Annotated in this window: 25 protein-coding genes; 17 read left to right on the top strand and 8 right to left on the bottom strand. The window is 64.7% G+C overall.

The annotated features are described in order from the left end of the window. The first annotated feature begins 2 nt into the window (after positions 1-2). From sufC to ACQR0W_RS12170, 6 genes are all read left to right on the top strand, one after another. A complete protein-coding gene (sufC, locus tag ACQR0W_RS12145; protein ID WP_315712154.1) occupies positions 3-755 on the top strand; it encodes a Fe-S cluster assembly ATPase SufC in 753 nt (250 codons plus the stop codon). A gap of 22 nt (positions 756-777) precedes the next feature. Beyond that, a complete protein-coding gene (gene sufD / locus ACQR0W_RS12150) occupies positions 778-2091 on the top strand; it encodes a Fe-S cluster assembly protein SufD (protein WP_316186942.1) in 1314 nt (437 codons plus the stop codon). After that, positions 2088-3335 (top strand): cysteine desulfurase, encoded by a 1248-nt coding sequence (locus ACQR0W_RS12155; protein WP_315712152.1) that lies wholly within the window; start codon positions 2088-2090, stop codon positions 3333-3335. The genes sufD and ACQR0W_RS12155 overlap by 4 nt, the downstream gene beginning before the upstream one ends. Continuing rightward, the gene (locus tag ACQR0W_RS12160) at positions 3332-3703 is read left to right on the top strand and encodes an SUF system Fe-S cluster assembly protein (RefSeq protein ID WP_316186943.1); all 372 of its coding nucleotides are present in this window, start codon (positions 3332-3334) and stop codon (positions 3701-3703) included. The genes ACQR0W_RS12155 and ACQR0W_RS12160 overlap by 4 nt, the downstream gene beginning before the upstream one ends. A 61-nt stretch (positions 3704-3764) precedes the next feature. Then, positions 3765-4166: a HesB/IscA family protein gene (locus tag ACQR0W_RS12165; protein ID WP_315712149.1), complete on the top strand. Its 402-nt coding sequence runs from the start codon at positions 3765-3767 to the stop codon at positions 4164-4166. Positions 4167-4283: 117 nt separating this feature from the next. Further along, entirely contained in the window at positions 4284-4841 is a 558-nt protein-coding gene (locus tag ACQR0W_RS12170; RefSeq protein WP_316186944.1) for a TfoX/Sxy family protein, read from the top strand. Positions 4842-4872: 31 nt separating this feature from the next. On the opposite strand, the gene ACQR0W_RS12175 is transcribed toward ACQR0W_RS12170, so the two are convergent. Both ACQR0W_RS12175 and ACQR0W_RS12180 read right to left on the bottom strand, forming a co-directional pair. Then, entirely contained in the window at positions 4873-5940 is a 1068-nt protein-coding gene (locus ACQR0W_RS12175; RefSeq protein WP_315751668.1) for a GGDEF domain-containing protein, read from the bottom strand. A gap of 331 nt (positions 5941-6271) precedes the next feature. Further along, complete coding sequence (locus tag ACQR0W_RS12180) at positions 6272-7729, bottom strand: DEAD/DEAH box helicase (protein ID WP_315712146.1); 1458 nt, start codon at positions 7727-7729, stop codon at positions 6272-6274. A gap of 480 nt (positions 7730-8209) precedes the next feature. Here ACQR0W_RS12180 and ACQR0W_RS12185 point away from each other — a divergent pair, with 480 nt between their 5' ends. Further along, positions 8210-9709 carry a caspase family protein gene (locus ACQR0W_RS12185; protein ID WP_410051228.1) on the top strand — a complete coding sequence of 500 codons (1500 nt, stop codon included), beginning with the start codon at positions 8210-8212 and terminating at the stop codon, positions 9707-9709. A gap of 8 nt (positions 9710-9717) precedes the next feature. Here the strand turns inward: ACQR0W_RS12185 and ACQR0W_RS12190 are convergent, their stop codons facing one another. The 4 genes from ACQR0W_RS12190 to parE all read right to left on the bottom strand — a co-directional run bounded on the left by ACQR0W_RS12190 (position 9718) and on the right by parE (position 13982). Continuing rightward, entirely contained in the window at positions 9718-10485 is a 768-nt protein-coding gene (locus ACQR0W_RS12190) for an SDR family NAD(P)-dependent oxidoreductase (RefSeq protein ID WP_316186945.1), read from the bottom strand. Between the two features lie 30 nt (positions 10486-10515). Further along, positions 10516-10701 (bottom strand): hypothetical protein, encoded by a 186-nt coding sequence (locus ACQR0W_RS12195; protein WP_315712631.1) that lies wholly within the window; start codon positions 10699-10701, stop codon positions 10516-10518. Between the two features lie 202 nt (positions 10702-10903). Continuing rightward, positions 10904-11680: an outer membrane protein gene (locus tag ACQR0W_RS12200; protein WP_315751666.1), complete on the bottom strand. Its 777-nt coding sequence runs from the start codon at positions 11678-11680 to the stop codon at positions 10904-10906. 238 nt (positions 11681-11918) lie between these two features. Next, positions 11919-13982 (bottom strand): DNA topoisomerase IV subunit B, encoded by a 2064-nt coding sequence (gene parE, locus ACQR0W_RS12205; protein WP_315712143.1) that lies wholly within the window; start codon positions 13980-13982, stop codon positions 11919-11921. A gap of 271 nt (positions 13983-14253) precedes the next feature. Between parE and ACQR0W_RS12210 the strand changes: the two genes are divergently transcribed. The 10 genes from ACQR0W_RS12210 to ACQR0W_RS12255 all read left to right on the top strand — a co-directional run bounded on the left by ACQR0W_RS12210 (position 14254) and on the right by ACQR0W_RS12255 (position 24134). Beyond that, positions 14254-14784 carry a DedA family protein gene (locus tag ACQR0W_RS12210; protein ID WP_315712141.1) on the top strand — a complete coding sequence of 177 codons (531 nt, stop codon included), beginning with the start codon at positions 14254-14256 and terminating at the stop codon, positions 14782-14784. A 244-nt stretch (positions 14785-15028) separates the two neighbouring features. Further along, positions 15029-15679, top strand: coding sequence for an FMN-binding negative transcriptional regulator (locus tag ACQR0W_RS12215; RefSeq protein ID WP_315712139.1), 651 nt, complete (start codon positions 15029-15031; stop codon positions 15677-15679). Positions 15680-15689: 10 nt separating this feature from the next. Next, positions 15690-16682, top strand: a complete 993-nt coding sequence (gene argC, locus ACQR0W_RS12220; protein WP_315712138.1) for an N-acetyl-gamma-glutamyl-phosphate reductase — start codon at positions 15690-15692, stop codon at positions 16680-16682. Positions 16683-16796: 114 nt separating this feature from the next. Further along, entirely contained in the window at positions 16797-18023 is a 1227-nt protein-coding gene (locus tag ACQR0W_RS12225) for a threonine ammonia-lyase (RefSeq protein ID WP_315712136.1), read from the top strand. Positions 18024-18269: 246 nt separating this feature from the next. Next, complete coding sequence (locus ACQR0W_RS12230) at positions 18270-19529, top strand: extracellular solute-binding protein (protein ID WP_316170479.1); 1260 nt, start codon at positions 18270-18272, stop codon at positions 19527-19529. Between the two features lies 1 nt (position 19530). Then, complete coding sequence (locus tag ACQR0W_RS12235) at positions 19531-20472, top strand: carbohydrate ABC transporter permease (RefSeq protein WP_315712132.1); 942 nt, start codon at positions 19531-19533, stop codon at positions 20470-20472. After that, positions 20465-21313 carry a carbohydrate ABC transporter permease gene (locus ACQR0W_RS12240; RefSeq protein ID WP_315751660.1) on the top strand — a complete coding sequence of 283 codons (849 nt, stop codon included), beginning with the start codon at positions 20465-20467 and terminating at the stop codon, positions 21311-21313. The genes ACQR0W_RS12235 and ACQR0W_RS12240 overlap by 8 nt, the downstream gene beginning before the upstream one ends. A 22-nt stretch (positions 21314-21335) precedes the next feature. Then, entirely contained in the window at positions 21336-22433 is a 1098-nt protein-coding gene (locus ACQR0W_RS12245) for a Gfo/Idh/MocA family protein (RefSeq protein ID WP_316170480.1), read from the top strand. A gap of 10 nt (positions 22434-22443) precedes the next feature. After that, positions 22444-23088: a ThuA domain-containing protein gene (locus tag ACQR0W_RS12250; protein ID WP_316170481.1), complete on the top strand. Its 645-nt coding sequence runs from the start codon at positions 22444-22446 to the stop codon at positions 23086-23088. Next, positions 23085-24134, top strand: coding sequence for a LacI family DNA-binding transcriptional regulator (locus ACQR0W_RS12255; protein WP_315712126.1), 1050 nt, complete (start codon positions 23085-23087; stop codon positions 24132-24134). Before ACQR0W_RS12250 ends, ACQR0W_RS12255 begins: the two co-directional genes overlap by 4 nt. A gap of 9 nt (positions 24135-24143) precedes the next feature. On the opposite strand, the gene ACQR0W_RS12260 is transcribed toward ACQR0W_RS12255, so the two are convergent. Both ACQR0W_RS12260 and ACQR0W_RS12265 read right to left on the bottom strand, forming a co-directional pair. Further along, complete coding sequence (locus ACQR0W_RS12260; protein ID WP_315751659.1) at positions 24144-24542, bottom strand: MAPEG family protein; 399 nt, start codon at positions 24540-24542, stop codon at positions 24144-24146. 73 nt (positions 24543-24615) lie between these two features. Then, positions 24616-26421 (bottom strand): PHA/PHB synthase family protein, encoded by a 1806-nt coding sequence (locus ACQR0W_RS12265; RefSeq protein ID WP_315826887.1) that lies wholly within the window; start codon positions 26419-26421, stop codon positions 24616-24618. Positions 26422-26646 lie beyond the last annotated feature (225 nt).

Raw genomic sequence — 26646 nt, forward strand, 5'->3', positions numbered from 1 at the left:
TCATGGCACTACTCGAAATCAACAACCTGCAGGTCCGCGTCGAGGAGCGCGAGATTCTCCACGGCCTGACGCTGTCGATCGACGCCGGCAAGGTGCACGCGATCATGGGGCCGAACGGCTCCGGCAAGTCGACGCTGTCCCACGTCATCGCCGGCAAGCCGGGCTATGAGGTGACCGGCGGCGAGATCCTGTTCAAGGGCGAGGATCTGCTCGCCATGGCGCCGGACGAGCGTGCCGCCAAGGGCGTGTTCCTCGCGTTCCAGTATCCGGTCGAGATCCCCGGCGTCGCCACCATGACCTTCCTGCGCACCGCGCTGAATGCGCAGCGCAAGGCGCGCGGCGAGGAGGAGTATTCGACGCCGGACTTCCTCAGGAAGGTGCGCGAGATCTCGAAATCGCTCAGCATTCCGCAGGACATGCTCAAGCGCGGCGTCAATGTCGGCTTTTCCGGCGGCGAGAAGAAGCGCAACGAGGTGCTGCAGATGGCCCTGTTTCAGCCGTCGCTCTGCATCCTCGACGAGATGGATTCCGGCCTCGACATCGACGCGCTGCGCATCGCCGCCGACGGCGTCAACGCGCTGCGCTCGCCTGAGCGCTCGATGATCGTGATCACCCACTATCAGCGGCTGCTGAACTACATCGTCCCCGACGTCGTTCATGTGATGTCGAAGGGCCGCGTCGTGAAGAGCGGCGGCAAGGAGCTCGCGCTCGAGCTGGAGGCGTCCGGTTACGCCCAGTTCGAAGACGCGGCCTGAGCCTCGCGTGAATGGATCTGTGATGAACGTAGCTTTGGTCAAGAACGACAGCGGTCCGGCGGCGAGCAGCTTGCTCTCTGCCGCTTGGGGCCGTCTGCCCGGCACCGGCAAGGTGGCCGATATCCGGCGCGAAGCCTTCTCGGCTTTCGAGCGCACCGGCCTGCCGCACCGTCGTATCGAGGAATGGAAGTACACCGATCTGCGTGCGCTGATGCGCGAGGTGCTGCCGCTGGCAGGCGCGCCGGACGCGGCGGCGCTGGCGCGGGCTAAGGCCGTGCTGGCTTCTGTTGCCGTCGACGGTGCTTGGAAGCTGGTGCTGGTCGACGGCGTGTTCGTGGCGGAGCTCTCGGATATTTCGGCCTCCGAGGATGGTGTCAAGGTTCACACGCTTCGCGAGGCGCTGCAGAGCGCCGGCAGCGAGCGGCTGCTGGAGACGACCGTCAACGATGCGATGGTCCTGTTGAACGGGGCGCTTGCGACCGACGGAGTCCTGATCTCCGTGGCGGACGGTGCAATGCTCTCGCATCCGCTGCAGATCATTCACATCGCGACAGCATCGCAAGCATCGCGTGCCAGTCGCTCACATCTTTCGGTAGGGAACGGCGCGCAGGCCACCTTGATCGAAAGCGCGATCGCCGCCGATGGTGCCTCAGGCTATCAGGCCAATGACGCCGTGGTCGTCTCCCTCGGTGATGACGCTGCGCTGTCCACCATTCGCCTGATGCGCGATGCCAGGGACGCCGTTAACATAACTTCAGCCAAGTACGAGGTCGGTGCGCGGTCGAAACTCAATCTCTTCAACATGACGACAGGCGGCGCCGTCAGTCGTCTGCAGGGCTTCATTACTCTCAAGGGCGAAGGCAGCGAGCTGATCATCAACGGCGTCAACCTGCTGCGTGACAAGCAGCATGGCGACCTGACGCTCGTCGTCGACCACGCGGTGCCGGGCTGCACCAGCCGCGAAAACTTCCGCGCGGTGCTCGACGATCGCGCTCATTCCGTGTTCCAGGGCCGCATCATCGTCCGCCCCCACGCGCAGAAGACCGACGGCAAGATGATGACCCGTGCGCTGCTGCTGTCCGACGAGGCCGAGGCCGACTCGAAACCGGAACTCGAGATATTCGCCGACGACGTCTCCTGCGGCCACGGCGCCACCGCCGGCGCGCTCGACGACAGCCTGTTGTTCTATTTGCAGGCCCGCGGCCTGCCGGAGAAGCAGGCCCAGGCGCTGCTGATCCAGGCCTTCGTCGGCGAGGCGATCGAAGCGATCGAGGACGATTCCTTACGCGAGCGCGTCATTGCTGCCGCCCAGGACTGGATGGAGGCGCGCGCATGAGCACGCATCCCGCCGTCTCCAACGGATCCTACGACGTCGCCCGCATCCGCGAGGATTTTCCTGCGTTGGCGCTGCAGGTCTACGGCAAGAAGCTCGTCTATCTCGACAACGCGGCGTCGGCGCAGAAGCCGCGCGCGGTGCTCGATCGCATGACGCAGGCCTACACCAGCGAATACGCCAACGTGCATCGTGGCCTGCACTATCTCGCCAACGCCGCGACCGAGGCCTATGAGGGCGGCCGCGAGCGGGTCACGCGCTTTCTCAATGCGCGGCGCAGCGAGGAGATCATCTTCACCCGCAACGCGACCGAGGCGATCAATCTCGTGGCGTCGTCGTGGGGCGGACCGAACATCGGCGAGGGCGACGAGATCGTGCTCTCGATCATGGAGCACCATTCCAACATCGTGCCCTGGCACTTCTTGCGCGAGCGCCAGGGCGCGGTGATCAAGTGGGCTCCGGTCGACGACGACGGCAATTTCCTGATCGACGAGTTCGAGAAGCTGCTCACGCCGAAAACCAAGCTGGTCGCTATCACCCAGATGTCGAACATGCTCGGCACGCTGGTCCCGGTGAAGGAGGTCGTGCGCATTGCGCATGCGCGCGGCATTCCGGTGCTGGTCGATGGCAGCCAGGCCGCCGTGCATCTCGCCATCGACGTCCAGGACATCGACTGCGACTTCTACGTCTTCACCGGCCACAAGCTGTACGGGCCGACCGGCATCGGCGTGCTCTACGCCAAGTACGACCACCTCGTTGCCATGCGCCCCTACAATGGCGGCGGCGAGATGATCCGCGAGGTTGCGCGCGACTGGGTCACTTATGGCGATCCGCCGCACAAGTTCGAGGCTGGCACCCCGATGATCGTCGAGGCGGTCGGGCTCGGCGCCGCGATCGATTACGTCAACTCGGTCGGCAAGGAGCGCATCGCCGCGCATGAGCACGACCTGCTCACCTATGCCCAGGATCGGCTGCGTGAGATCAACTCGCTGCGGCTGATCGGCACCGCCAAGGGCAAGGGCCCTGTGATCTCGTTCGAGATGAAGGGGGCGCATGCCCATGACATCGCGACCGTGATCGATCGGCAGGGCGTCGCGGTGCGTGCGGGCACGCACTGCGTGATGCCGCTTTTGGAGAGATTCAACGTCACGGCGACCTGCAGGGCCTCGTTTGGCATGTACAATACGAGGGAAGAGGTCGATCAGCTTGCACAGGCATTGATCAAGGCGCGGGAATTGTTTGCATGACCGACACGGCCGACGTCAGAACTCAGTCCGTCGAAACGCATTCGGCGCTGCCGCCGGAGGAGACCGAGCGGCTCTCCAGCGAGATCATCGCGGCGCTGAAGACGGTGTTCGATCCGGAGATCCCGGCCGACATCTACGAGCTCGGCCTGATCTACAAGGTCGACATCAAGGACGACCGCAGCGTCGACGTCATGATGACGCTGACGACGCCGAACTGTCCGGCGGCCGGCGAGCTGCCGACCATGGTGGAGAACGCGATCGCGAGCGTCCCGGGTGTCGGCGTCGTCAACGTCAGCATCGTCTGGGAGCCGCAATGGACGCCGGACCGGATGAGCGACGAGGCCCGGCTCGTCCTGAACATGTGGTGAGACGAGCGGGCACGAAGTTTGAATAGTAAGGGCGGATCACATACCCCGCCGGGATGACGCCATGACCAGCACGACGAATTCGACAGCGCCTGTTGCCAAGCCCAAGCCGCGGCCCCGCCCGCAGGTGATGCGGCTCACCGATGCGGCGGCCAAGCGCATCCGTGAGCTCACCGATCGCGCCGAGTCCGAGATCATCGGATTGCGTGTCGGTGTCAAGAATGGCGGCTGCGCCGGTCAGTCCTACACGGTCGAATATGCCCATGATATCCGGCCGACCGACGAGGTCGTCGAGGACAAGGGCGTCAAGATCCTGGTCGATCCCAAGGCCGTGCTGTTTCTGCTCGGCACCGAGATGGACTATCAGGCTGACAAGATGCAGGCCCAGTTCGTCTTCAACAATCCGAACCAGATCAGTGCCTGCGGCTGCGGCGAGTCGGTGCAGCTCAAGCCGGCCGAGGTCTGATCGTCCGCTTCCAGCCAGTGCGGCTCCGGAGCTGTCGCGTTCCGGACATTGACACGCGCCACCTTCCCGACCGAAAACTCCAGGCGAGCAAGTGGGGTGTTGGCGGGAGCTGGCGCGATGGACCGCGAATTCCTGATCGATCTGTTCGCCGGCTTCGGTCCGGTCACGATCCGGCGGATGTTCTCCGGCTTCGGCATCTCCGCCGACGGCATCAACTTCGCGCTCGCGCTGCGCAGCGGCCTTTATCTCCGTGCTGACGAAACCAGCTTTGCCAGATTCGAGGAGGCCGGATCCAAGCCGTTTTCCTACGAGACCCGCGCGCGGACCATGACGGTGCGGTCGTATTGGCAGGTGCCGGCACATCTGTTCGATGACACCGACGAGTTCGCGGTCTGGGCGAGAGATGCATTCGCAGCGGCCCAGAGGGCGGCCTTGAGCAAGCGGACCAGCAAGAAGCGGGCGGCGCGGGGCAACGGACTGGTCCCGACCCGGGGTGGGGCGAAGCCTGGACCAACCAAGCCGGCAGTGAAAAAGACCAAGCCGGCCAAGACGGGAAAGGTGGCCAAGAGCGTTGACAAGAGCGCAGACAAGGGTCCCGCCGGTCGCAAAACACGCAGCGCGACAGTGGCGCGGGGCCGGCAGACGTCGCGCGCAGCATCATCGCGAACACGCTGATGCTCCATATGCGTCGCTGGCGACCTTGCCGTCAGGCGACCTGACCTCGCGTCGTCGTCGCGTATTCGGGATCGTTCTCGCATACCACCTTGTTGCGGCCGTTGCGCTTGGCGGCATAGAGGCAGGCGTCCGCGCGCTCGATCAGGGCGTCGGTGTCATCGCCGGCCCGCAGCACGGATACGCCGACCGAGATGGTCACACGTCCGAGAATCTCTCCCGTCGATTTCTTCTTGAGCTCCTTTGCCGTGACGGCGCGGCGGATGTGATCGGCCACCGTCAGCGCGTGCTGTAGCGAGGTGTTGGGCAGCACGACGGCGAACTCCTCGCCGCCGTAGCGCGCTGCGATATCCTGGCCCTTGATGGCGTGCTTCAGGGTCATCCCGACCAGGCGCAGTACCTGGTCTCCGGTGAGATGTCCGTAGGAATCGTTGAAGGACTTGAAGTGGTCGATGTCGAACATCAACAGCGACAGCGGCTGCTCGGTCGCGAGCCCCGACTGCACCGTCGTCTCGATCATCCGGTCGAAATATTTGCGATTGCCGAGGCCGGTGAGGGGATCGGTCAGGCTCTCGGCCCGAATCACTTCCAGGCTGTGCTGCAGCCCGCTGATCTCGTCCTTGGACAGCGTCAGCCGCTCTTCGAGGATCCGGTTGGTTTCGCGCATCTGCTTGGTCGAATGGGCCAGCGCCTCGATGATGTCGACCAGTTGCTCGCGGCTGGTGGCCGACGCGAGTCGTTGATCGGCGCCCGCGAGGCTCGCATCGTAGCTCGCCGTCCTGCCGAGAGCATCGGTGAGCATGTTCACCAGGTCGTCGATCTCGCCGACGACGCGCGCGCCGACCTTGTCGATGCGATCCGACGTCTTGAGCTGCGCGAGGTAGGAGTCGTAGAGCTGATCGAGATCGGACTGCGACAGCTTGCCGTTGCGCGAAAGCGTCTCGTTGATGATCTCGTTCAGCGGTGCGTTGTAGCCCGTCGCGTAGACGTACCAGACCTCGTAATTGCGCGGATTGGCCGAATGGCGGAGCGTTCTGATCTGGCTGAGCGCGACTTCGGCGAAGCCTATCGTGCGTTCGTGTTCGTCAAGCGCATTGACCACCACAGGTCCCCCCCAATCGCCCGCGTCGCCGTCGTCGTCACAGCAATGAAATAAACAATGCCGGCCAAGCTAAAGGACGTTTGTGAACCAGGGGTAAATACGGCCGTAGAGTCCCGGATGCGCCGCGCCGTGGATACGGGAACGGCAGCTCATATGTTCAATGAGCTACATAGGATGCTGCTGGAAACTTGCTGACGCGGGCTGGAACTGTTCGGTCGACGCACGCCTCGCCGAGAGCTCAGCGCTGTCGACTTAAGTCAGGTCTACGAATGCAGCGGCTGATGTTCCGGGCGACCGCATGGGGGAGCAGCCCGGAATCTTGTGCCCGCGCTCAGGGAAGCGGTGCCCGCACCGGGCGAAGCAGGAAGGCGGGGAGATGTGAGTGATCGGCGGGCTCGTTGTCGTGGTCGCGCCGCGGCCGCCGCGCTTCATTGCGAGGCTGTTCGTTGCGAGGCTGTTCCTTGCGAGCGCTCGGCGCAGGCCGAGGAGAATTTGCCTGTGCGGCGCGCGGAGCTGCCGCGCGCGGCTCGCGCTCCCGCGGGGCTGGATCACGCTCGCGCGGGGCCGCATCGCGCTCCCGGGCCTTGCCGCGGCTGCCGCGACGCGCGGCGTCACGCGGACGTCGCTCACGCGTATCCTCGTCGCCCGAGGACTCCTGCACTTCGTAGTCACCCTCGATCGTCGGAATGCCCTGTCCGATCAGCTTCTCGATGGCGACCATCGACTTCTGGTCGGCCGGGGCCACGATCGAGATTGCCGTGCCGGTCCGTCCGGCGCGGCCGGTACGGCCAATGCGGTGAACGTAGTCGTCGGAATGATGCGGCACGTCGAAATTGAAGACGTGGCTGACTTCGGGAATGTCGAGGCCGCGTGCGGCGACGTCGGAGGCGACGAGCAAGGGCAGTTCGCCCTTGCGGAATTGATCGAGCGCAGCGGTGCGGGCCGACTGGTCCATGTCGCCGTGCAGGGCGCCAACACTGAAGCCGTGCTTCTGCAGCGACTTGTGAACGATGGCGACGTCGCGCTTGCGGTTGCAGAAGATGATCGCGTTGTTGAGATCCTTGGCGTTCCGCAACAGCCTGCGCAGCACCTCGCGCTTCTGATGCGCCTCGCGTCCGGACGGGACCTGCAACTGGGTCACGGTGACGGCGGTCGTGGCCGGCTTGGAGACCTCGACCTTCTGCGGGTTGTGCAGGAAGGTTTCGGTGATGCGCCGGATTTCCGGCGGCATGGTCGCGGTGAAGAACAGGGTCTGGCGGGTGAAGGGGACGAGCTTGCAGATGCGCTCGATGTCGGGGATGAAACCCATGTCGAGCATGCGGTCGGCTTCGTCGATGACCAGGAGTTCCACGCCCGTGAGCAGCAATCCGCCGCGTTCCGTATGATCGAGCAGTCGGCCTGGCGTGGCGATCAGCACGTCGACCCCGCGAGTCAGCTTGGCGTCCTGGTCGCCGAAGGAGACGCCACCGATCAACAGGGCGACGTTGAGCTTCTGTCCGGCGCCGTAGCGATCGAAGTTCTCTTTGACCTGGGCGGCCAGCTCACGGGTCGGCTCCAGGATCAGGGTGCGCGGCATTCGGGCGCGGGCGCGGCCCTTCTCGAGGATCGTGAGCATCGGCAGGACGAAAGCGGCGGTCTTGCCGGTGCCGGTCTGGGCGATGCCGAGCACGTCGCGGCGCGCCAGCACATGAGGAATCGCCTGTTCCTGAATGGGGGTCGGGGTGGTGTAACCAGTGGCCGCAACTGCAGCCAACACCTTGTCGGACAAGCCGAGATTGGAAAAAGACATCGAGCCTCTATGTCACGCGCCGATAGGCGACGGGGCCTCTATTCGACGCCGCCGTTAGGAATCGAGGGTAAAAGGCTGTGGTCGCGCTCAACCCCGAAACGGCATGCTCTAACGAAGCTGGGGGTTTTCTGACTAACGCCGACCCGCGGTCAATCTCTCAGGAATCGGATGCGATCCGGCCGCGCTGTTGCGGAAGATAGGGGCGAATTCTGCAAAGTCAATGGAAGAGGGGAGCGAAGTACCGAAAAAGCTTAATGTTTTTGCATTATTTGCAGGCAACCTGTCGTCGATCTGTCGTATTCGGGTGCTCCGAAGCTTCCTACGGCCGGTCGCGGAAAGCGCTCTGGTCGAATTGTCGACGGAATTGCGGCGTGTGTTCGGCAGGGGAGCAGCCGCGTGTGCCGCCGGGCATGAACCGGTGGCGCGGTGCCGTCGACTATCCGAGGGCGGCAGCCCACGCGATGAGGGCAGGGACGAACGATGAGATCGATGCGGACGTGGCTGGCGTGCGGGCTGGCGATGCTGGCAGTGGTTCTGGCGCCGGCCGCCGCGCGTGCCGAGAAGCGCGTTGCGCTCGTGATCGGCAACAACGACTACCGCTTCGTGCCGAAGCTGCAGAAGGCCGTCAACGACGCGCGGACGATGGGCGACACGCTGAAGCAGCTCGGCTTCAATGTCATGGTCGCGGAGAATCTCAATCGCCAGCAGTTCAGCCAGACACTGCTGGCGTTCGACAACGCCGTCGAGCCGGGCGACACTGCGTTCTTCTTCTATGCCGGTCACGGCTTCGAAATTGCTGGTCAGAACTTCCTGTTGCCGACCGACGTGCCCGCGGCCACCGAAGGCCAGGAAGAGCTGGTACGCGACGCCTCGATCCTCGCGGACCGCGTCATCGAGCGGCTGCAGAACAAGAAGGCGCGCACCTCGATCCTGGTGTTCGACGCCTGCCGCAACAATCCGTTCGAGCGCTCGGGCACGCGCGCGGTGGCGGGCGGGGGTGGCCTGGCGCCGATGACGCAGTTGCCGGAAGGCGTATTCTCAGTGTTCTCGGCCGGTCCGCGCCAGACCGCGCTAGACCGGCTCTCCAACGATGACGTCAATCCAAACTCGGTGTTCACGCGCACCTTCGCCAAGGAGCTGACGCAGCCCGGCGTCAATCTGGTGCAGGTGGCGCAACGCACCCGTCGGCTGGTCAGCGAGCTCGCCGAGACCGTGCGGCACAAGCAGATTCCGGTCTATTTCGACCAGATGGTCGACGATGTCTTTCTCAACGGCATGGCGAAGGGGCCGGCTGCAGCCGACAAGCCGGCCGAGCCGCAGCAGAAGCTGGCGGCACTGCCTCCCGTCTCGGCGCCGCGCATTCCGCCGGCGAACGAGAGCCTGAACGCACCGATTGCGATGTTCTCGCGCCACAATGGCGGCTGGACCGTCACGTTCTCGATCGCCGATCCGACGCTCGGCATTTCCTGGCGCATGGGTGAGGCAGGAGAGTTTCGCGAGACCGGCTTCATGGACGTGCTCGATCCGCGCACGCGCAAGCGCATGCCCAATCCCTCGATCCAGCTGCCGGCGGATGCGCCCGCGGGCACCATCCAGGTCCGCTATGTCGATGCATCCGGCGAGATGCAGGGACCGTTCCCGATCCGCTTCGAGCCGGAGGCCGCGCTGGTGCGTGACCAGCGCAAGATCCTCGACATGACCGCGACCAGCTGGCTGTCGTTCCGCGAGTTCAACGGTCTCCTGGTCTACTACACGCACCTGATGTCGTATCGCTGCGCCATCCGCGAGGTCCGCATCGGCATCGACACGGCGGTGCCGGACAAGGTCCTCAACATGCCCGGCTGCGACATGCGCGATCCCGTTGCGATTCCCTCCAACGCCACGCCCTATTTGAAGCTGCCGCCAGCGACGAAGTTCGTCTCGGTGGAGTTGACCTATCGCGACGGCAGCGTCTCCGAAATCAAGAGCTTTCGACGCTGAGACCTCGGCTAGGCCATGATCGAATAGCCACCATCGACGGGAATGGCTGTGCCGGTGACGAAGTCCGAGGCCGGCGAGCTCAGGAACGTCGCGATGCCGGCGAAGTCGTCGATGTCGCCCCACCGTGCCGCGGGCGTGCGCGCCAGCACGCGGTCGTGCAGGCCGTCGATCTGGCTGCGCGCCGCGCGCGTCAGGTCGGTGTCGATCCAGCCCGGCAAGATCGCGTTGACCTGGATGTTGTCGGGCGCCCAGGCGCAGGCACAGGCGCGCGTGTACTGCACGATGCCGCCCTTGCTGGCCGCATAGGCCGGCGCGAAGCTGGCGCCGAAGATCGACAGCATCGAGCCGATGTTGATGATCTTGCCGCCGCCGTTCGCCTTGAGGGCCGGGTAGGCGGCCTTCGAGCACAGGAACGCGCTGGTGAGATTGGTGTCGATCACCTGCTGCCACTCCTCCAGCTCGAGCACGTGCGGCGGCTTGCGGATGCTCATGCCGGCATTGTTGATGAGGATGTCGATGCGACCGAGCTCGCCGATCACGCGCGCGACCATGGCGGTGACGTCGTCCTTGTTGCTGACGTCGGCCGTGACGGCGATGGCACGGCCGCCGCGACCGGCGAGATCAGCCACCGCCGCCCGTGACTTGGTTTCGTTGCGGCCGACCACGGCAATGTCGGCGCCGGCATCGGCAAGCCCGCGCGCCATCCCCAAGCCGATTCCGCCGTTGCCTCCCGTCACGATCGCAACCTTGCCACTCAGGTCGAAACGGCCCGCCATGTCGTGTCTCCATGTCGTTGTTGTCAGACGTCAGCAGGTGCCCTGCCAGATCATCACCAGGCCGAGTGCACCCATGCCGACGCCATAGCCGGCCCATTGCAGCTGGTTGATCATGAAGCTCGTCCGCGGCCATGCCACCACCCCGGTGCCCTGACCGACCCAGAGCAGGCCGATGGCGAGCAGAAGCAGGCCGCCGATCATCAGGAATTTCCGCATGACCATGTCCTCCCTCGTCGACCGCGTCACAGCATCGGAAACGCTGCTGCCGTCTTTTTTGTGAAGTTTTGTGACGAGGAGGCTAGCGGCCGGCGCGGCAGATGACCAGCGGCTCCAGCCGCCAATATCCGAGCCAAAAACAAAAAGCCCCGGATCAACCGGGGCTTTTCGCAGAATTATTGAAAGACCGAGTGCGTTCGGCTCAGTACTTGACGACCGGGCCGGTCCAGTTGAAGCGGTAGACCAGCGAGGTGCTGATGGTCTGCACCCACGGCTTGAAGCTGACGGAGTCCGTGCTCAGAGCATTGGTGCCATCGAAGCGGACGGCAATATCCTTGCGGTCGTAATAGGCCGCGCGATATTCGGTCTTCATGAACCAGCCCGGCGCCGAGATGCCGAAGATGTTCAGGTTATTCTCGACGCCGCCGCCGACGAACCAGCCGTTCCGGTTGAACGAGTCGGTATGCAAGCCCGAGGCAGCACCGGTGAGGGTGGTCAGACCAGTGCCCGACCAATGCGATCCGGAGTAACCGGCATTGACGTACGACAGGACATTCGGAGCAACCAAATAGCCAATGCGAGCGCCCGCGGCCCAGGCATCCTGCATCTTGATGCGGCCAGTGAGGGCCGGCGCAATCTGATCCTGCACGGTGCCGCGCATGCTGCCGAACTGACCATCGGCGAACACGCCGAAGACCCAGGACGGATTGAACTGCCAGTCGTAGCCCGCGCCGACGGTGCCGAACCAGCCGTCGCCACCGACGCGCTGATCGATCGTCACCGGCACGCCGTTGAAGTTGGTGTGCGAGTCGGCATCCCAGATGCCGCCGCCGGCACCACCGAAGATGTAGAAGCCGGTCCAGCTCGGCGCCACCGGCATCATCGGAGCCTTCACGTAGGGGCGAGCTGCCAGATCAGCAGCCGAAGCGGCACCCGTGATCGCAACCAGCGCAGTGGCAGCAAGCAAAAGCTTTTTCATATTCAATTCCCCAAGATCGTCGTGTCGCAGGTGCCGGGTTGCGGCGGCGATTCCCTCGCCAGATGTGCCCGAACTATAGCCGATTGGTGCCCAAAAGCTGTTGCAGGTTGAGCACACCGGAGGGGAAAGTGCGCTGCGGGATGCTCGGGATTCTCGTAACCCTCTGATTGGAAAGGTCGATTGCAGGCTAGCGCGAGCCAATGGAACCTGCAATCGAGGCGTGAAATCGGGTCAAAAGCTAGACGTCGAGCAGCTCGTCGCTGGCGAATTCGGCCTTTTCCGAAATGAAGGCGAAGCGGGCCTCTGCCTTGGTCCCCATCAGCCGCTCGACCGAGTCGGCGGTGCCGTCGCGATCCTCGGCCAGCAGAACCACGCGCAGCAGGGTGCGCTTGGCCGGATCCATGGTGGTTTCCTTGAGCTGGGCCGGCATCATCTCGCCGAGACCTTTGAAGCGGCCGATCTCGACCTTGGCGTTGGCATTGAACTCGCGCTTCAGGAGCTCGTCCCGATGGGCATCGTCGCGCGCGTAGAACGTCTTGCTGCCATGGGTGAGCCGGTAGAGCGGCGGCACGGCGAGGTAGAGATGCCCCTCGTCGATCAGCGGCCGCATCTGCCGGTAGAAGAAGGTGATCAGCAGCGAGGCGATGTGGGCGCCGTCGACGTCGGCATCGGTCATGATGATGATGCGCTGGTAGCGCAGATCCTCCTCGCGATACGACGTGCCGGTGCCGGCGCCGATCGCCATCACGAGATCGGCGAGCTGGGCGTTGGCGGTCAGCTTGTCCTTGCCGGCGGAGGCGACGTTGAGGATCTTGCCGCGCAGCGGCAGCACCGCCTGCTTCTTGCGGTCGCGCGCCTGCTTGGCGCTGCCGCCGGCCGAATCGCCCTCGACGATGAACAGCTCGGAGCCTTCGGTGCCGGCGTCGGTGCAGTCGGCGAGCTTGCCGGGCAGGCGCAGCTTCTTGGTCGCGGTCTTGCGCGCCGTCTCCTTCTCCTGCCGGCGGCGGATGCGTTCCTCGGCGCGCTCGATGACGAAATCGAGCAGCCGGTTGGCCTGCACCGGATTGCCGGACAGCCAGTGGTCGAACGGGTCCTTGACGGCCTGCTCGACGATGCGCTGGGCCTCTGCCGTGGCGAGGCGGTCCTTGGTCTGGCCCTGGAATTCCGGCTCGCGCACGAACACCGAGAGCATGATGGCGGCGCCCGCCATGATGTCCTCGGAGGTGATGTTGGCGGATCGCTTGCCCTGGCCGACGCGCTCGGCGTGGTCCTTCAGGCCGCGCAGAAGCGCGCTGCGGATGCCGGATTCGTGCGTGCCGCCGTCCGGCGTCGGAATCGTGTTGCAGTAGGAGGACAGGAAGCCGTCGGCATCGGCGGTCCAGGCGACCGCCCATTCGCAGCCGCCATGGCCACCGGTGCGGCCCGACTTGCCGGCGAAGATATCCGGATGGACCAGCGTGTCGGCATGGATCGCTGCGGCCAGGTAGTCCTTCAGACCGCCGGGGAAATGGAACGTCGCCTCGGCCTGGACGTCCTCGATGCCCTTCAGCAGCGACGGATCGCACTTCCAGCGGATCTCGACGCCGCCGAACAGATAGGCTTTCGAGCGCGCCATCTTGAACAGGCGCTGCGGCTTGAACGTCGCCTTGGCGCCGAAGATGGTCGGGTCGGGTTGGAAACGCACCCGTGTGCCGCGCCGGTTGGCGACCTTGCCGACCTCCTCGAGCTTGCCCTTGGGATGTCCGCGTTCGAACACCATGCGGTAGAGCTTCTGGTTGCGAGCGACCTCGACCTCGAGCCGGGTCGACAGCGCGTTCACCACGGAGATGCCGACGCCGTGCAGGCCGCCCGAGGTCTCGTAGACCTTGGAGTCGAACTTGCCGCCCGCGTGCAGCGTGCACATGATGATTTCGAGCGCCGACTTCTTCGGAAACTTGGGATGGGGATCGATAGGAATGCCGCGGCCGTTGTCGGTCACGGTGAGGAAGCCTTCGGCGTCGAGCTCGACCTCGATGAAGGTGGCGTGGCCGGCCAGCGCCTCGTCCATCGAGTTGTCGATGACCTCGGCAAACAGGTGGTGCAGCGCCTTTTCGTCGGTGCCGCCGATATACATGCCGGGGCGGCGCCGCACCGGCTCCAGGCCCTCGAGGACCTCGATGTCACGGGCAGTGTAATCGCCCTCGGCACTCGCCGAGCGGGCGGCTGGCTTGGCCGGAGCCTTGCCCTTGGCGGCGAACGCCGCCAACGGGTCCGTGACGCCCTTGGCCTTGGCTTTTGCAGCTGATTTCAACGGCTTACCCATGGAATCTGATGTTGCGTGTGCGCAAGATGGAACGAATCGTTGGGCCTGACTATGCCATGGACCGGCATAAAACAATGACCCCGGGAAACAACGACGTTCACCGGCCTGCCACGTCTTGGCCGGTTCCGAACGCCGGATCGCCGCTGTTCACGCGGTTCAGCCGGTTGTTGTGACTTGAAGTGGGCGGGTTCGGTGGCGTACCAGTCTGCGCCATGGAACCGCGAAGGCCTTCAAGCACTTAAGCGCCGCGGAGCAGAAAGGCGTCGAGCAGATGGAAGATTTTGGCCGCGCGGTTGCCGACTTCGTGCGCGACCATCAGGCCTGGGCTGCTCCGATCGTCCTGCTGCTTGCCTTTGGCGAGTCCCTGGCCTTCGTCTCGCTCCTGATTCCCGCCTGGGGCGCCCTGGTCGCGATCGGCGCCCTGATCGGCGCCACCGGGATCAGCTTCTGGCCGATATGGCTGGCCGGGGGCATCGGCGCCGCGCTCGGCGACTGGGTCTCCTACTGGTTCGGCTACCGCTACAAGGACCGCGTCGCCCAGATGTGGCCGCTGTCGCGCTACCCGGAGCTGCTGCCGCGCGGCGAGGCCTTCGTGCGCGATTGGGGCGTGCCGAGCATCTTCATCGGCCGGTTCTTTGGCCCGTTGCGCGCATCGGTGCCGCTGGCGGCGGGCATTTTCGAGATGCCCTACATGGTGTTCCAGATCGCCAACTTCGTGTCGGCGCTGGTGTGGTCGGCGGTGCTGCTGCTGTTCGGCGACATCATCGGGCGCATCATGGAATGGCTGTGGCATGCGGTCTGACGCCAGCCCTGAACGCGCCGGCCGACTTGCGAGCTTGACGCAGGAACCCGGCAGCCTTATAGGCCTGCCCCCATGATCAACGCAGCGACCCACATGATCGCCGAAATGCGCCGTCGTACCTCCGCGGTACGGGCGATGATCTGCGTCTAGATCACAGCCCCTGCCGCCGGATCCGATCCCGCGGCAGACTTTCTCCTTGCAGCGCGATTGACCAGGCGGCTCCTTCGTCCAGCAGGAGTTTCCGATGTACACGCCACCGCCCTTCAAGCCCGATCGCGCCGCGAGCCTCGGCTTCGCTGACGCGCGCGGCTTCGGCATGGTCTGCGCGTGGGACGGCACAAAGCCGATCGCGTCACCGGTGCCGTTTCACCTGGGCGCCTTGAACGATGGTACGCCGCAGGCGTTCTTCCATGTCGCGCGCGGCAATCCGCTGGCAAGGATCGCCGACGGTACGACGCCCTGGCTGTTGGCCGTCAGCGGCGCCGATGCTTACGTCTCCGCCGATTGGTATGTGTCGCCCGACCAGGTGCCGACCTGGCTCTATCAGGCCGTGCATCTGACCGGTACGGCGCGGATCTTGTCGGAGGCCGAGCTCGCGCGGCAGACGGATGAGGTCAGTGCGAAGTTCGAGCAGCGGCTGCTGCCGAAGAAGCCCTGGACCTCGGACAAGATGACGGCGGGACGCCTCGAGGCGATGCGCAAGGCGATTGTGGGCATCGTCATGACGATCGATCAGGTCGAAGGCAGCTTCAAGCTCAACCAGCACAAATCCGAGGCCGACTACGCGACGATCGCGACGAGGCTCGGCGAGCAGCCCGACATTGGCTCGCAACAGATTTCCTCTCTCATGCGGCAGGCGCGGCCCCAGGCCTTTGCCGGCGAAACCCAGACCTAAGGAGCGTGTCATGACCGTGATCGACAGCAACGTGCCGAAAGCTCACGCCGCCTCCGGGACTGCGACACGCGCCGTGTTCGTCGACGGCGGCTCGGGAACGACCGGCCTGGGAATCGCCGAGCGTCTCCGGCACCAGCCGGACATCGTCGTGAAGACGATCGCCGAGGACAAGCGCAAGGATCCGGCGGCCAAGCGGGCGCTGATGGCCGAGGTCGATCTCGTCATCCTTTGCCTGCCGGACGATGCGGCCAAGGAGACGGTGGCGCTGATCGACGGCATGGGCAGCTCTGCGCCGAAGGTGCTGGACGCGTCGACCGCATACCGGGTCGCGCCGGACTGGGCCTATGGCTTTCCCGAGCTCGCCGCCGACCAGGCCGACAAGATCCGGAATGCGCGCAAGGTCTCCAATCCCGGCTGTTATCCCACCGGCGGCATCGCGCTGCTGCGGCCGCTGGTCGATGCCCGACTGATGCCGCAGGACTATCCGGTCACGGTGAACGCGGTGAGCGGCTATTCCGGCGGCGGCAAGACGATGATCGCGGCCTTTGAGAATGGCACCGCGCCGAACTTCGAGCTGTACGGTCTCGGCCTCGAGCACAAGCATCTGCCTGAGCTGCAGCTCTATTCGCGGCTGACCCGGCGGCCGATCTTCATTCCCTCCGTCGGCAACTACCGGCAGGGCATGCTGGTCTCCGTGCCGCTGCAACTCGACACACTGCCGGGCAAGCCGTCAGGCTCGGACCTGCAGGCGGCCCTGACGAAGCATTATGCCGGCAGCAAATACGTCTCGGTGATGCCGCTCGATGGCGCGGCGGCCAAGAGCGGCCGGCTCGAGCCGGAGGCGCTGAACGAGACGAACAAGCTCGAGCTCTACGTCTTCGCCAGCGACCAGCATCACCAGGCGGTGCTGGTGGCGCGGCTCGACAATCTCGGCAAGGGCGCCTCGGGCGCGGCCGTGCAGAACATGCGGCTGATGCTCGGACTGCCCGATCTCGGGAGCTGAGACCGATCTGGATCGTCCGGCCGCAGACGCGCCGGCACGATCGGCAACATCATGCGAGGTCGGCGCGCCGCCGGCATCGCGTGCAATGACGCACGCTGAGGAATGGGCAGACCCATGACCGCCACTGATCTGAACGCGCTGCCCGTCACCGCCAACGATGTGCGGGCCGCCGCCGAGACCATCGGTGGCGCCGTGCTCGCGACGGCCTGCAACCAGAGCCGGACGCTCGGCGAGATCTGCGGCTGCAACGTCTGGCTGAAATTCGAGAACCTGCAGTTCACGTCGTCGTTCAAGGAGCGCGGCGCGCTGAACCGGCTGAATGCGCTGTCCGCCGAGCAGCGCGAACGCGGCGTGATCGCGATGTCGGCCGGCAACCACGCGCAGGGCGTCGCGTATAACGCGCGGCGTCTCGGCATTCCCGCGACCATCGTGATGCCGGTGGGCACGCCGATGGTGAAGGTGGAGAACACCAAGCGGCACGGCGCCGAGGTCGTGATTTCCGGCGCCACCTTGGAGGAGGCGGGCGCGTTCGCCAGGGAGCACGGCGCGGCGCACGGCATGACCATGATCCATCCTTACGACGATCCACTGATCATCGCAGGGCAGGGCACGGTGGCGCTGGAGATGCTCGCGGTGGTCCCCGAGCTCGATACGCTCGTGGTGCCGATCGGCGGCGGCGGGCTGATCTCCGGCATGGCGGTCGCGGCGCGCGCAATCAAGCCGGGCTTGCGCATCGTCGGCGTTCAGGCCGAACTCTATCCGTCGATGTACAACGCCATCCGCAGCAGTCAGCTGCCGATGCGCGGCGACACGCTCGCCGAGGGCATCGCGGTGAAATCGCCGGGCCGGATCACGACCGAGATTATCCGCCATCTCGTCGACGATATCCTGCTGGTCAACGAGCCGCAGATCGAGCGTGCGCTCGCCACGCTGATCTCGATCGAGAAGACAGTGGTCGAAGGCGCCGGCGCCGTCGGTCTCGCCGCAGTGCTCGCGCATCCCGCGCAGTTTGCCGGCCGCAATGTCGGCCTGGTGCTGAGCGGCGGCAACATCGATACCCGACTGATCGCCTCGGTGCTCACCCGCGAGCTCGCTCGCGAGGGGCGGCTGACGCAGCTGTCGATCGACATCGTCGATCGTCCCGGACAACTCGCTGCCGTGTCGACGCTGCTCGCCGATGCCGGCGCCAACATCATCGAGGTGTCGCATCAGCGAACGTTCTCGGACCTGCCGGCCAAGGCGACCCTGCTGGAGCTGGTGATCGAGACGCGCGACCAGGCGCATCTCAACGACGTGATGGCGAAGCTTGTCGCCGCAAATTTCAAGGCGCGCTGCACCTGAGCGTCAGGCGATCTCCAGCATATCCTTCGCGGTGCGGCAGACGCCCGCTCCGCCTTTTCCAGGCGAAAGGCGCGTGCGGCTGCCCGCCGAGTCTTGCTCAGCCCAATTAGCAATCTCTCTGTCTACTCGTGAAGCTGTTCGCAAATGCGAACACGTTTGAGGTTTGCTCTGTCAGAATTTCAGTTGCGCACCTCAAAAAATGAGGACAGGATTACCGCAACAAAGAAGACGGTTGGGAGGATTGTGATGAGACTGCTCGCGAAGCTGGGACTCGCCGCTGCCGCATGCCTGCTCTGGACCACCGCCGCGAGCGCCGATACCACCGTGAAATGGCTGCATATCGAGGTCAATCCAGCCCAGGTGAAGATCTGGGAGGAGGTGGCCCGCGCCTATGAGGCGTCGCATCCGGGCGTCAAGATCGAGATGCAGTTCCTCGAGAACGAGGCCTACAAGGCCAAGCTGCCGACCATCCTGCAGTCCAAGGACCGGCCGAACATCATCTATAGCTGGGCTGGCGGTGTCCTGAAGGCGCAGATCGAGGCTGGCGTGCTCGAGGACATCACCGAGCAGGTGAAAGGCTACAGCGACAGCGTGACTCCGGCGGCGCTCGCGGCATTCACCGATGGCGGCCACGTCTACGGCCTTCCGATCTCGCTGTCGCAGGTCGGCTTCGTCTGCAACAAGGAGCTGATGGCCAAGGCCAAGGTCGATCCCACGGCGATCAAGAGCTGGGACGATCTGCTGAGCGCCGTGAAGACGTTGAAGGCGGCCGGCGTGACCCCGATCGTGGTCGGCGGCGCCGACAAATGGCCGCTGCATTTCTACTGGACGCATCTTGCGGTGCGGATCGGCGGCAAGCCGGCATTCGACGCGGCGCTGCGCGGCGAGAATGGCGGCTTTGCCGGCGACACCTTCGTCAAATCAGGCGAGCTGTTCAAGCAGCTCGTCGATCTCCAGCCATTCCAGAATGGCTTTCTTGGCTTCAAGAACCCGCAGGCCGTCGGATATTTCGGCGATGGCAAGGCGGCGATGACGCTCGCGATCAGCTCCGTCTACAATCTGCAGCGGGCGCTCGCCGCCGACAAGGTCGGCTTGAGCGAAGACAAGATCTGCTGGTTCGATTTTCCGGTCGTGCAAGGCGGCAAGGGCGCGCCGACGGATACGCTCGGCGGCATCACCGGCTGGTTGGTCACCAAGGGCTCGCCCAAGGAAGCCGTCGATTTCCTGAAGTACTTCATCTCCAAGGACGTCCAGACACGGTTGGCGGCGGGAAATTTCATCATCCCGGTGGTGCAGGGCGCGGACGCCGGCCTCAACAATTCCTTCATGAAGCTGATCGCGTCCAATCTGGCCAAATCGAACTATCACCAGAACTTCTATGACCAGAGCCTCGGCCCCTCCGTCGGTCGCGTCGTCAACGATGTCTCCGCGGAGATCGCCGGCGGCAGCATGAGTCCGCAGGAGGCGGCCAAGGCGATCGAGGCAGCGCGGAAGCAGGGCAACTGACGTGGCACGTCCGATCGCGAGTTCGCCGGCGATGGGTGTATCGCCGGCATCGCTCTCCACGCGCGCGGTGGGCGGCCCGAGCTGGGACGGCCGCTTCACCGTCCTGATCCTGTTCCTGCCGCCTGCGCTGCTGCTGTTCACGCTCTTCGTGGTGCTGCCGATCGGCGAGGCCGCCTGGTACTCGGGCTTCAACTGGAATGGGTTCGGCAGGCCGACCCATTGGATCGGCTTTGACAACTATCGTTTCGTGCTGGAGACGCGCGCGTTCTGGCTCGCGCTGCGCAACAACGGCCTGATCATTGCGGTCTCGCTGTGTGTCCAGTTGCCGCTGGCGCTGACTCTGGCCCTGATGCTCGCGGAGCGGTTCCGCGGCGCGGTGGCGCTGCGGATGCTGTTCTTCATGCCCTATATCCTCGCCGAGATCGCGACCGGGCTGATCTTCAGCTTCGTCTATGACGGCGATTATGGCCTGGTCGCGTCGATCTGGCGCAGCTTCGGCGCCGAGCCGCCGCATCTGCTGGCCTCGACCGACACGGCGATGCTGGCGGTGCTGATCGTGATCGTCTGGAAGTATTTCGGCTTCCACATGATGCTGTTCATCGCCGCGCTGCAGAGCATCGACAAGAGCCTGATCGAGGCCGCCCGGATCGACGGTGCGACGCGGTCGCAGAGCCTGCGCCACATCGTCATTCCCTTGCTCTACCCGACGATTCGGCTCTCGGTGTTCTTCGCCATCGTCGGCTCGCTGCAGCTGTTCGACCTGGTGATGCCGCTGACGCGCGGAGGGCCCGCCGACTCCTCGAATACAATGGTGAGCTTTCTCTACAACAACGGCATCTCCCGGATGCGGGTCGGCTATGGCAGCGCCATCGGCGTCATCCTGTTCGTGATCTGCGTGACCTTTGCCTTCACCTACAAGCGATGGTTCATGCGCGATGAATAAGGTGGAGACGACCCGGGCACCATTCGATCCCGCCGTGCTGTTCAAGACGGTTTTCCTCGCGATCGTCGCCATCTTCGTGCTGGTGCCGCTGCTTGCGACGCTGCTCGGTGGCTTCAAGTCGCTCGGGGAATTGCGCGTGAATCCGTTCGGCCTGCCGCAGCACTGGGCGTGGCAGAACTATGCCGATATCCTGTTCTCCGGGCGCTACTGGCAGCTCCTGCGCAATTCGCTGATCATCTCCACGCTGACGGTCGTTCTGACTCTCATCGTCGCGTCGATGGCGGCCTTCACCTTTGCCCATGTCCGATTCTACGGCAGCTCGATGCTGCTGAGCTATTTGACGCTCGGCCTGCTGTTTCCGGCGGCGACCGCGGTGTTGCCGCTGTTCATCAAGGTGCGCGATCTCGGGCTGCTCGACACCTATTTCGGCGTCGCGCTGCCGCAGGTCGCCTTCAGCCTCGCCATGAGTGTGCTGCTGCTGCGCCGCTTCTTCAAGGACATCCCCTACGAGCTGCTCGAGGCCGCGCTGGTCGACGGCTGCAGCTATATCAAATTCTTCCGCTACGTGACGTTGCCATTGTCGCGCCCGATCCTGGCGACGGTCGGCACCATTACCTTCGTCAACAGCTGGAACGCCTATCTGCTGCCGCTGGTGATGCTCAACACCGATGCGCTGTATCCATGGCCGCTCGGCATCATGGTCTATCAGGGCGAGTATTCGTCCGAGTGGCACCTGATCCTCGCCTTCATCACCCTGACCATCCTGCCAACGATCATCCTCTTCCTCCTGGCGCAGAAGCACATCGTTGCCGGCCTGACGTCGGGCGCGGTCAAGGGATGAACCGGACCTCACGGAGACCCCAATGAGAAAAGTCGGCATCGGCATCATCGGCTGCGGCAACATCAGCACCGCCTATCTGAAGGCCGCCCAGCGCTTCCCCGTTCTGGACATCAAGGCGCTCGCCGACATGCGCAGCGACGCAGCCGAGCGACAGGGCGCAGCCTTCGGCCTGCCGGCGATGCGGGTCGATCAATTGCTGAAACGCGATGACGTCGAGATCGTCATCAATCTCACCGTGCCGCTCGCCCATACCGACGTCAGTCTCGCCGTGCTGAATGCCGGCAAGCACGTTCATTCCGAGAAGCCGCTCGGAATCGACGTCGCGGAAGCCCGCAAGGTGATCGAGCTTGCCGCGCAGAAGAACCTGCGGGTCGGCTGCGCGCCCGACACGTTCCTCGGCGGCGCCCACCAGACCGCGCGCAAGCTGATCGACGACGGCGCGATCGGCACGCCTGTCGCGGGCAGCGCGTTCTTCGGCTGTCCCGGCCATGAGCGCTGGCATCCGGCGCCGGGCTTCTATTACCTGCGCGGCGGCGGGCCGATGCTCGACATGGGCCCGTACTACATCACCGATCTGGTGCAGTTGCTTGGCCCGGTCGCGAGCGTGATGGGCTCGACCGCGCGCCCAAGATCCGAACGCCTGGTCACCAGCCAGCCGATGAACGGCACGCTGATCCCGGTCGAGGTCGCGACCCACGTCGCGGGCACGCTCGAGTTCGAGAGCGGGGCGGTGGTCTCGGTCACCATGAGTTTCGACGTTCCGAAGCACCGGCACGCGCCCATCGAGATCTATGGCGCCGAGGGCAGCATGCTGGTGCCGGACCCGAACCGCTTCGGCGGCGAGGTCCAGATCGCCAAGACCGGCGGGGACTGGCAGACGATGCCGTTGACGCATGGTCACGTCGACGGCGAGTTCCGCTCCATCGGCGTGGCCGATATGGCGACCGCGATCCTGAACGACCGGCCGCATCGGGCCAGCGGTGCGCTCGCCTTCCACGTGCTGGAGGTCATGGAGGCGTTCCAGACCTCCGCAAGCGAAGGGCGGCGGGGCAGGATCGAGAGCCGTGTGGAGCGGCCGGCGATGTTGCCTGTTGGACGCGACACCGGACAGATCGACTGAGGACAGAGACATGCGCAAGGCAATGATTGTATGGGGCGGCTGGCCAGGACATGACCCCGATCTCTGTGCCTCGATGATCCGCGGCTGGCTCAAGGCGGAAGGCTTCGAGGTGCGGATCGAGACCACGACGGCCGCGTTCGCAGATCCTGCGATCCACGATCTGTCGCTGATCATCCCGATCTACACGATGTCCAAGATCGAGAAGGCGGAAGCGCTCAACCTCTGCGCGGCGGTGCGCCGCGGCGTCGGGCTCGCCGGCCATCATGGCGGCATGTGCGATGCCTTCCGCGATTCGGTCGACTACCAGTTCCTGTGCGGCGGGCAATGGGTCGCCCATCCCGGCAACATCATCGACTATCGGGTCGACTTGACCAGGCCGGACGATCCCATCATGAAGGGCCTGACAAGTTTCGAGCACCGTTCAGAGCAGTATTACATGCACGTCGATCCGGCCAACGAGGTGTTGGCGACCACGACCTTCACCGGAGAGCACGCCCCGTGGATCGAGGGGGTGGTGATGCCGGTGGTCTGGAAGAAGCGTTACGGCGCGGGCAGGGTGTTCTATTCCTCGCTCGGCCACCGTGCCTACGAGCTCGACGTGCCGGAGATCCGGACGTTGATGACCCGCGGCATGCTATGGGCGGCGCGCGAGTGACGGCTGACGCGAACCCGTTACCGGTCCGGGCCACGCTGGAGGACGTCGCGCGGACGGCGGGCGTGTCGCTCGCCACCGTCGACCGCGTCATCAACCGGCGCGAGGGCGTGCGTGCCAAGACCGTTGCCCGGGTGGAGGCCGCTGTTGCCAAGCTGGGTTATCGCGCCGACGTCGCAGCGGCACGGCTCGCGCGCGGCCAGAGCTTCCGCTTTGCCTTCGTGCTGCCGACCGGTGGCAACAGCTTCATGACCATCCTGACCGAGCAGGTCCAGCGCACGGCAGAGTGGCTGGCCGGTCAGCGCGGCTTCATCGATATCCTCCACGTCGACGTGTTCGATCCTGACGTGCTGGCCGGTGCGCTGGAGAACCTGTCGCCGGCCTATCAGGGCGTTGCGGTCATCGCGCTGGATCACCCCAGAGTGCGCGCCGCGATCGACGAACTCACCGCGCGCGGCGTCGCGGTGGTGACCCTGGTCTCGGACGCCCCGAGCTCGCGCCGCCTGCACTACGTCGGCATCGACAACCCTGCCGCGGGGCGGACGGCGGCCACGCTGATGGGGCGCTATCTCGGCGGTCGCGAGGGGACGGTTGCCGTGATCGCGGGATCATTGTCGCTGCGCGATCACGCCGAGCGGCAATTCGGCTTTCACCAGATCCTGTCCAGCGAGTACCCGAACCTGCTCGCGCTTCCGGCAATCGAAGGCCGCGATGAGAGCGAGCGCACGCGGGAGCTGACCGCCGCGCTGCTCGCGCGCCATCCGGATCTGCGCGGCATCTACTGTTGTGGCGCCGGCAACCGTGGCATCGCCGATGCCCTCGAGGCATCCGGCCGCGCCCGGGAGGTGGTCTGGATCACCCATGAGCTGACCCAGCACACCAGGCGGTTCCTGGTCCGCGGCACGTGCGACGCCATCATCAACCAGGATCCCGGCCACGAGGCGCGCTCGGCTGCGCGGGTCCTGCTCGCGCATTGCTCGGGCGAGCCGATCAGCCCCGATCAGGAGCGCATCCGCATCGACATCTTCCTGCGGGACAATCTTCCCTAGCCGACAGGCCTAGAGCCAGCCGAAGATCGCGAGCGCCAGGACGGCCTGGGCGATGAAGCCGACGACGAACGCAAGGGTGCGAAATACGGGCAGGCCGATCGCGTAGACGATGACGTGGGCGACGCGCGACCAGAAATAGACGGCGCAGGCGAGCACGGTCCATTTGGTCGAATAGTCGATCGCGTTGAGGATCAGCACCAGCGGCGCGAAGATCACGAGGTTCTCGACCGCGTTGTCGTGCGCGAACATCAGCCGGGTCGCCCACGGCGCGTGCGGCTTGTCGTTGCGGGAAGGGTTGGCCATCGCGCCCGTCAGGCCGCGGACCTGGCAGCGGTTCAGGATGTAGGGAACCCACAGCAGGCCGGTCAGAATGACCGTGAGCGTCAGCCAGAACAGTTCGCGCGTCATCGAGATCCCCTCAACTGATTCCCGTCCCGTCCCGGCGGGACGGAGCGTTTATAGTCAATCGCGGCGGATCGCGCTATGCGCGGACGCGGACATAGGAGCCCGGCGCATCCTCGAGCGGTGGATAGGCCTCGCTGCCGACGCCGCGCGCGGGAACCTCTTCCGGATCGAGCTGGCTCAGCCATTCGCGCCAGTCCGGCCACCACGAGCCCTTGTGCTCCTGCGCGCCCTTCATCCAGTCCTTCAGCGAGATGTCGTGGATCTGGTCATTGGTCCAGTACTGATACTTGCCGGAGGAGGGCGGATTGACGACGCCGGCGATGTGGCCCGAGCCCGAAAGCACGTACTTCACCGGACCGCCGAAAAATTGCGATCCGTACAGCACGGAGTCGGCCGGCGCGATGTGGTCCTCGCGGGTGGCGAGGTTGTAGACCGGCACCTTCACCTTGGAGAGATCCAGCAGCGTGTTGTCCAGCACCATCGTGCCCTGCGTCAGCCGGTTCTCCAGATAGCAGTTGCGCAGGTAGTAGGAATGGTTCGCCGCCGACATCCGCGTGGCGTCCGAGTTCCAGTGCAGCAGGTCGAATGCCTGCGGCGGCTGGCCCTTCAGGTAGTTGTTGACGACATAGGACCAGATCAGGTCGTTCGAGCGCAGCATGTTGAAGGCCATCGCCATCTTGCTGCCCTCGAGCACGCCCGAAGCCTGCATGTCGCGCTCCAGCGCCGAGATCTGGGTTTCGTCGACGAACACCAGCAGATCGCCGGCATGGGTGAAGTCGACCTGTGCGGCGAGGAAGGTCGCCGAGGTCACGCGCTGGCGGCGCTTGTCGGCGAGCCAGGCCAGCGTGGTCGCGAGCATGGTGCCGCCGACGCAATAGCCGAGCGTGTGCACCTTCATCTCACCCGTCACCTTCTCGATGACATCCATCGCGGTGAGCGGACCTTCCTTCATGTAGTCTTCCCAGGTCTTGGTCCCGAGCTTCTTGTCGGGATTGACCCAGGAGATCACGAACACCGTGAGGCCCTGATCGACGCACCATTTGATGAAGGATTTCTCGGGGCGCAGATCGAGGATGTAGAACTTGTTGATCCAGGGCGGCACGATCAGCAGCGGCGTGCGCAGCACGTTCTCCGTCGACGGCGCGTACTGGATCAACTGCATCATCTCGTTCTGGAAGATCACCTTGCCCGGCGTCGTCGCCATGTTGACGCCGACCTCGAGATTGGCCGGGTCGGATTGGCGGATCTTCAGCGAGCCCTTGCCGGCCTCGATGTCCTCCGCGAGCATCTGCATGCCACGCACAAGATTATCGCCGCTCGACGCTACCGTCTGCCGCAGCACCTCCGGATTGGTCAGGACGAAATTCGAGGGCGCCAGCGCATTGGTGATCTGGTTGACGTAGAACTCGGCCTTCTTGCGCGTGTGCGGATCGAGGCCCTCGGCATTGTGGACAAGGTCCTGCGCCCACTGCGTCGTCAGCAGATAGGCCTGCATCACGAAATCGAAGAACTGGTTCGACTTCCATTCCGGATCGGCGAAGCGCTTGTCGCGCGGGGAGGGCGAAATGGCCGGGGGGGCGTCTTCGCCGGCGAGACGGCGCGCGGCCGAGCCCCACAAATCGAGATAGCCCTTGGCGATCTTGGTCTGGATGTCGCTGGCGCGATCCTTGTCCGACAGCCAGTAGTCGGCGACGGCGGTGAAGGATTTGACGACTTCGGTCAATTCGGTCGGTGGCCGGTCCTGAACTTCGCCCGTCTCGCGCGGCTTCAGGTAGGCCGAGAGCGCCTTGCCGCTGCTTTCCATGGCTTTCGCGATGTTCATCGCGAACGCTTCCGCATCGAATGTTTTTTCTGGATTGCTGCTGTTCTGAACGTCGGTCATGGCTGGATCACACTATCGCGTCGGGACCGTTTCGTCACCGCGCGAGATCAATAATCCGCGAGTTTGCGGCAAATTCGATTTCTGATTGTTGCGTTGCGAAAAAATCTCTCGCTTCCGACATCATGATCACGTAGCTGGATGAAATTCCTGTTCAAGCCGGTCACGTTTCGAGTGACAATTGGTTGTGCTGCGGCAAAATGCGCCGCGCTGCGGTCGGGCCGGGGA

The organism is Bradyrhizobium sp. HKCCYLRH1034 (genome assembly GCF_051168375.1).
Classification (GTDB): domain Bacteria; phylum Pseudomonadota; class Alphaproteobacteria; order Rhizobiales; family Xanthobacteraceae; genus Bradyrhizobium.

Bases quoted from the DNA above. Each gene is read 5' to 3' on its own strand.
- sufC (WP_315712154.1), top strand. From the start codon at position 3: ATGGCACTACTCGAAATCAACAACCTGCAGGTCCGCGTCGAGGAGCGC.
- sufD (WP_316186942.1), top strand. From the start codon at position 778: ATGAACGTAGCTTTGGTCAAGAACGACAGCGGTCCGGCGGCGAGCAGC.
- ACQR0W_RS12155 (WP_315712152.1), top strand. From the start codon at position 2,088: ATGAGCACGCATCCCGCCGTCTCCAACGGATCCTACGACGTCGCCCGC.
- ACQR0W_RS12160 (WP_316186943.1), top strand. From the start codon at position 3,332: ATGACCGACACGGCCGACGTCAGAACTCAGTCCGTCGAAACGCATTCG.
- ACQR0W_RS12165 (WP_315712149.1), top strand. From the start codon at position 3,765: ATGACCAGCACGACGAATTCGACAGCGCCTGTTGCCAAGCCCAAGCCG.
- ACQR0W_RS12170 (WP_316186944.1), top strand. From the start codon at position 4,284: ATGGACCGCGAATTCCTGATCGATCTGTTCGCCGGCTTCGGTCCGGTC.
- ACQR0W_RS12180 (WP_315712146.1), bottom strand. From the start codon at position 7,729: ATGTCTTTTTCCAATCTCGGCTTGTCCGACAAGGTGTTGGCTGCAGTT.
- ACQR0W_RS12185 (WP_410051228.1), top strand. From the start codon at position 8,210: ATGAGATCGATGCGGACGTGGCTGGCGTGCGGGCTGGCGATGCTGGCA.
- ACQR0W_RS12190 (WP_316186945.1), bottom strand. From the start codon at position 10,485: ATGGCGGGCCGTTTCGACCTGAGTGGCAAGGTTGCGATCGTGACGGGA.
- ACQR0W_RS12195 (WP_315712631.1), bottom strand. From the start codon at position 10,701: ATGCGGAAATTCCTGATGATCGGCGGCCTGCTTCTGCTCGCCATCGGC.
- ACQR0W_RS12200 (WP_315751666.1), bottom strand. From the start codon at position 11,680: ATGAAAAAGCTTTTGCTTGCTGCCACTGCGCTGGTTGCGATCACGGGT.
- parE (WP_315712143.1), bottom strand. From the start codon at position 13,982: ATGGGTAAGCCGTTGAAATCAGCTGCAAAAGCCAAGGCCAAGGGCGTC.
- ACQR0W_RS12210 (WP_315712141.1), top strand. From the start codon at position 14,254: ATGGAAGATTTTGGCCGCGCGGTTGCCGACTTCGTGCGCGACCATCAG.
- ACQR0W_RS12215 (WP_315712139.1), top strand. From the start codon at position 15,029: ATGTACACGCCACCGCCCTTCAAGCCCGATCGCGCCGCGAGCCTCGGC.
- argC (WP_315712138.1), top strand. From the start codon at position 15,690: ATGACCGTGATCGACAGCAACGTGCCGAAAGCTCACGCCGCCTCCGGG.
- ACQR0W_RS12225 (WP_315712136.1), top strand. From the start codon at position 16,797: ATGACCGCCACTGATCTGAACGCGCTGCCCGTCACCGCCAACGATGTG.
- ACQR0W_RS12230 (WP_316170479.1), top strand. From the start codon at position 18,270: ATGAGACTGCTCGCGAAGCTGGGACTCGCCGCTGCCGCATGCCTGCTC.
- ACQR0W_RS12240 (WP_315751660.1), top strand. From the start codon at position 20,465: ATGAATAAGGTGGAGACGACCCGGGCACCATTCGATCCCGCCGTGCTG.
- ACQR0W_RS12245 (WP_316170480.1), top strand. From the start codon at position 21,336: ATGAGAAAAGTCGGCATCGGCATCATCGGCTGCGGCAACATCAGCACC.
- ACQR0W_RS12250 (WP_316170481.1), top strand. From the start codon at position 22,444: ATGCGCAAGGCAATGATTGTATGGGGCGGCTGGCCAGGACATGACCCC.
- ACQR0W_RS12260 (WP_315751659.1), bottom strand. From the start codon at position 24,542: ATGACGCGCGAACTGTTCTGGCTGACGCTCACGGTCATTCTGACCGGC.
- ACQR0W_RS12265 (WP_315826887.1), bottom strand. From the start codon at position 26,421: ATGACCGACGTTCAGAACAGCAGCAATCCAGAAAAAACATTCGATGCG.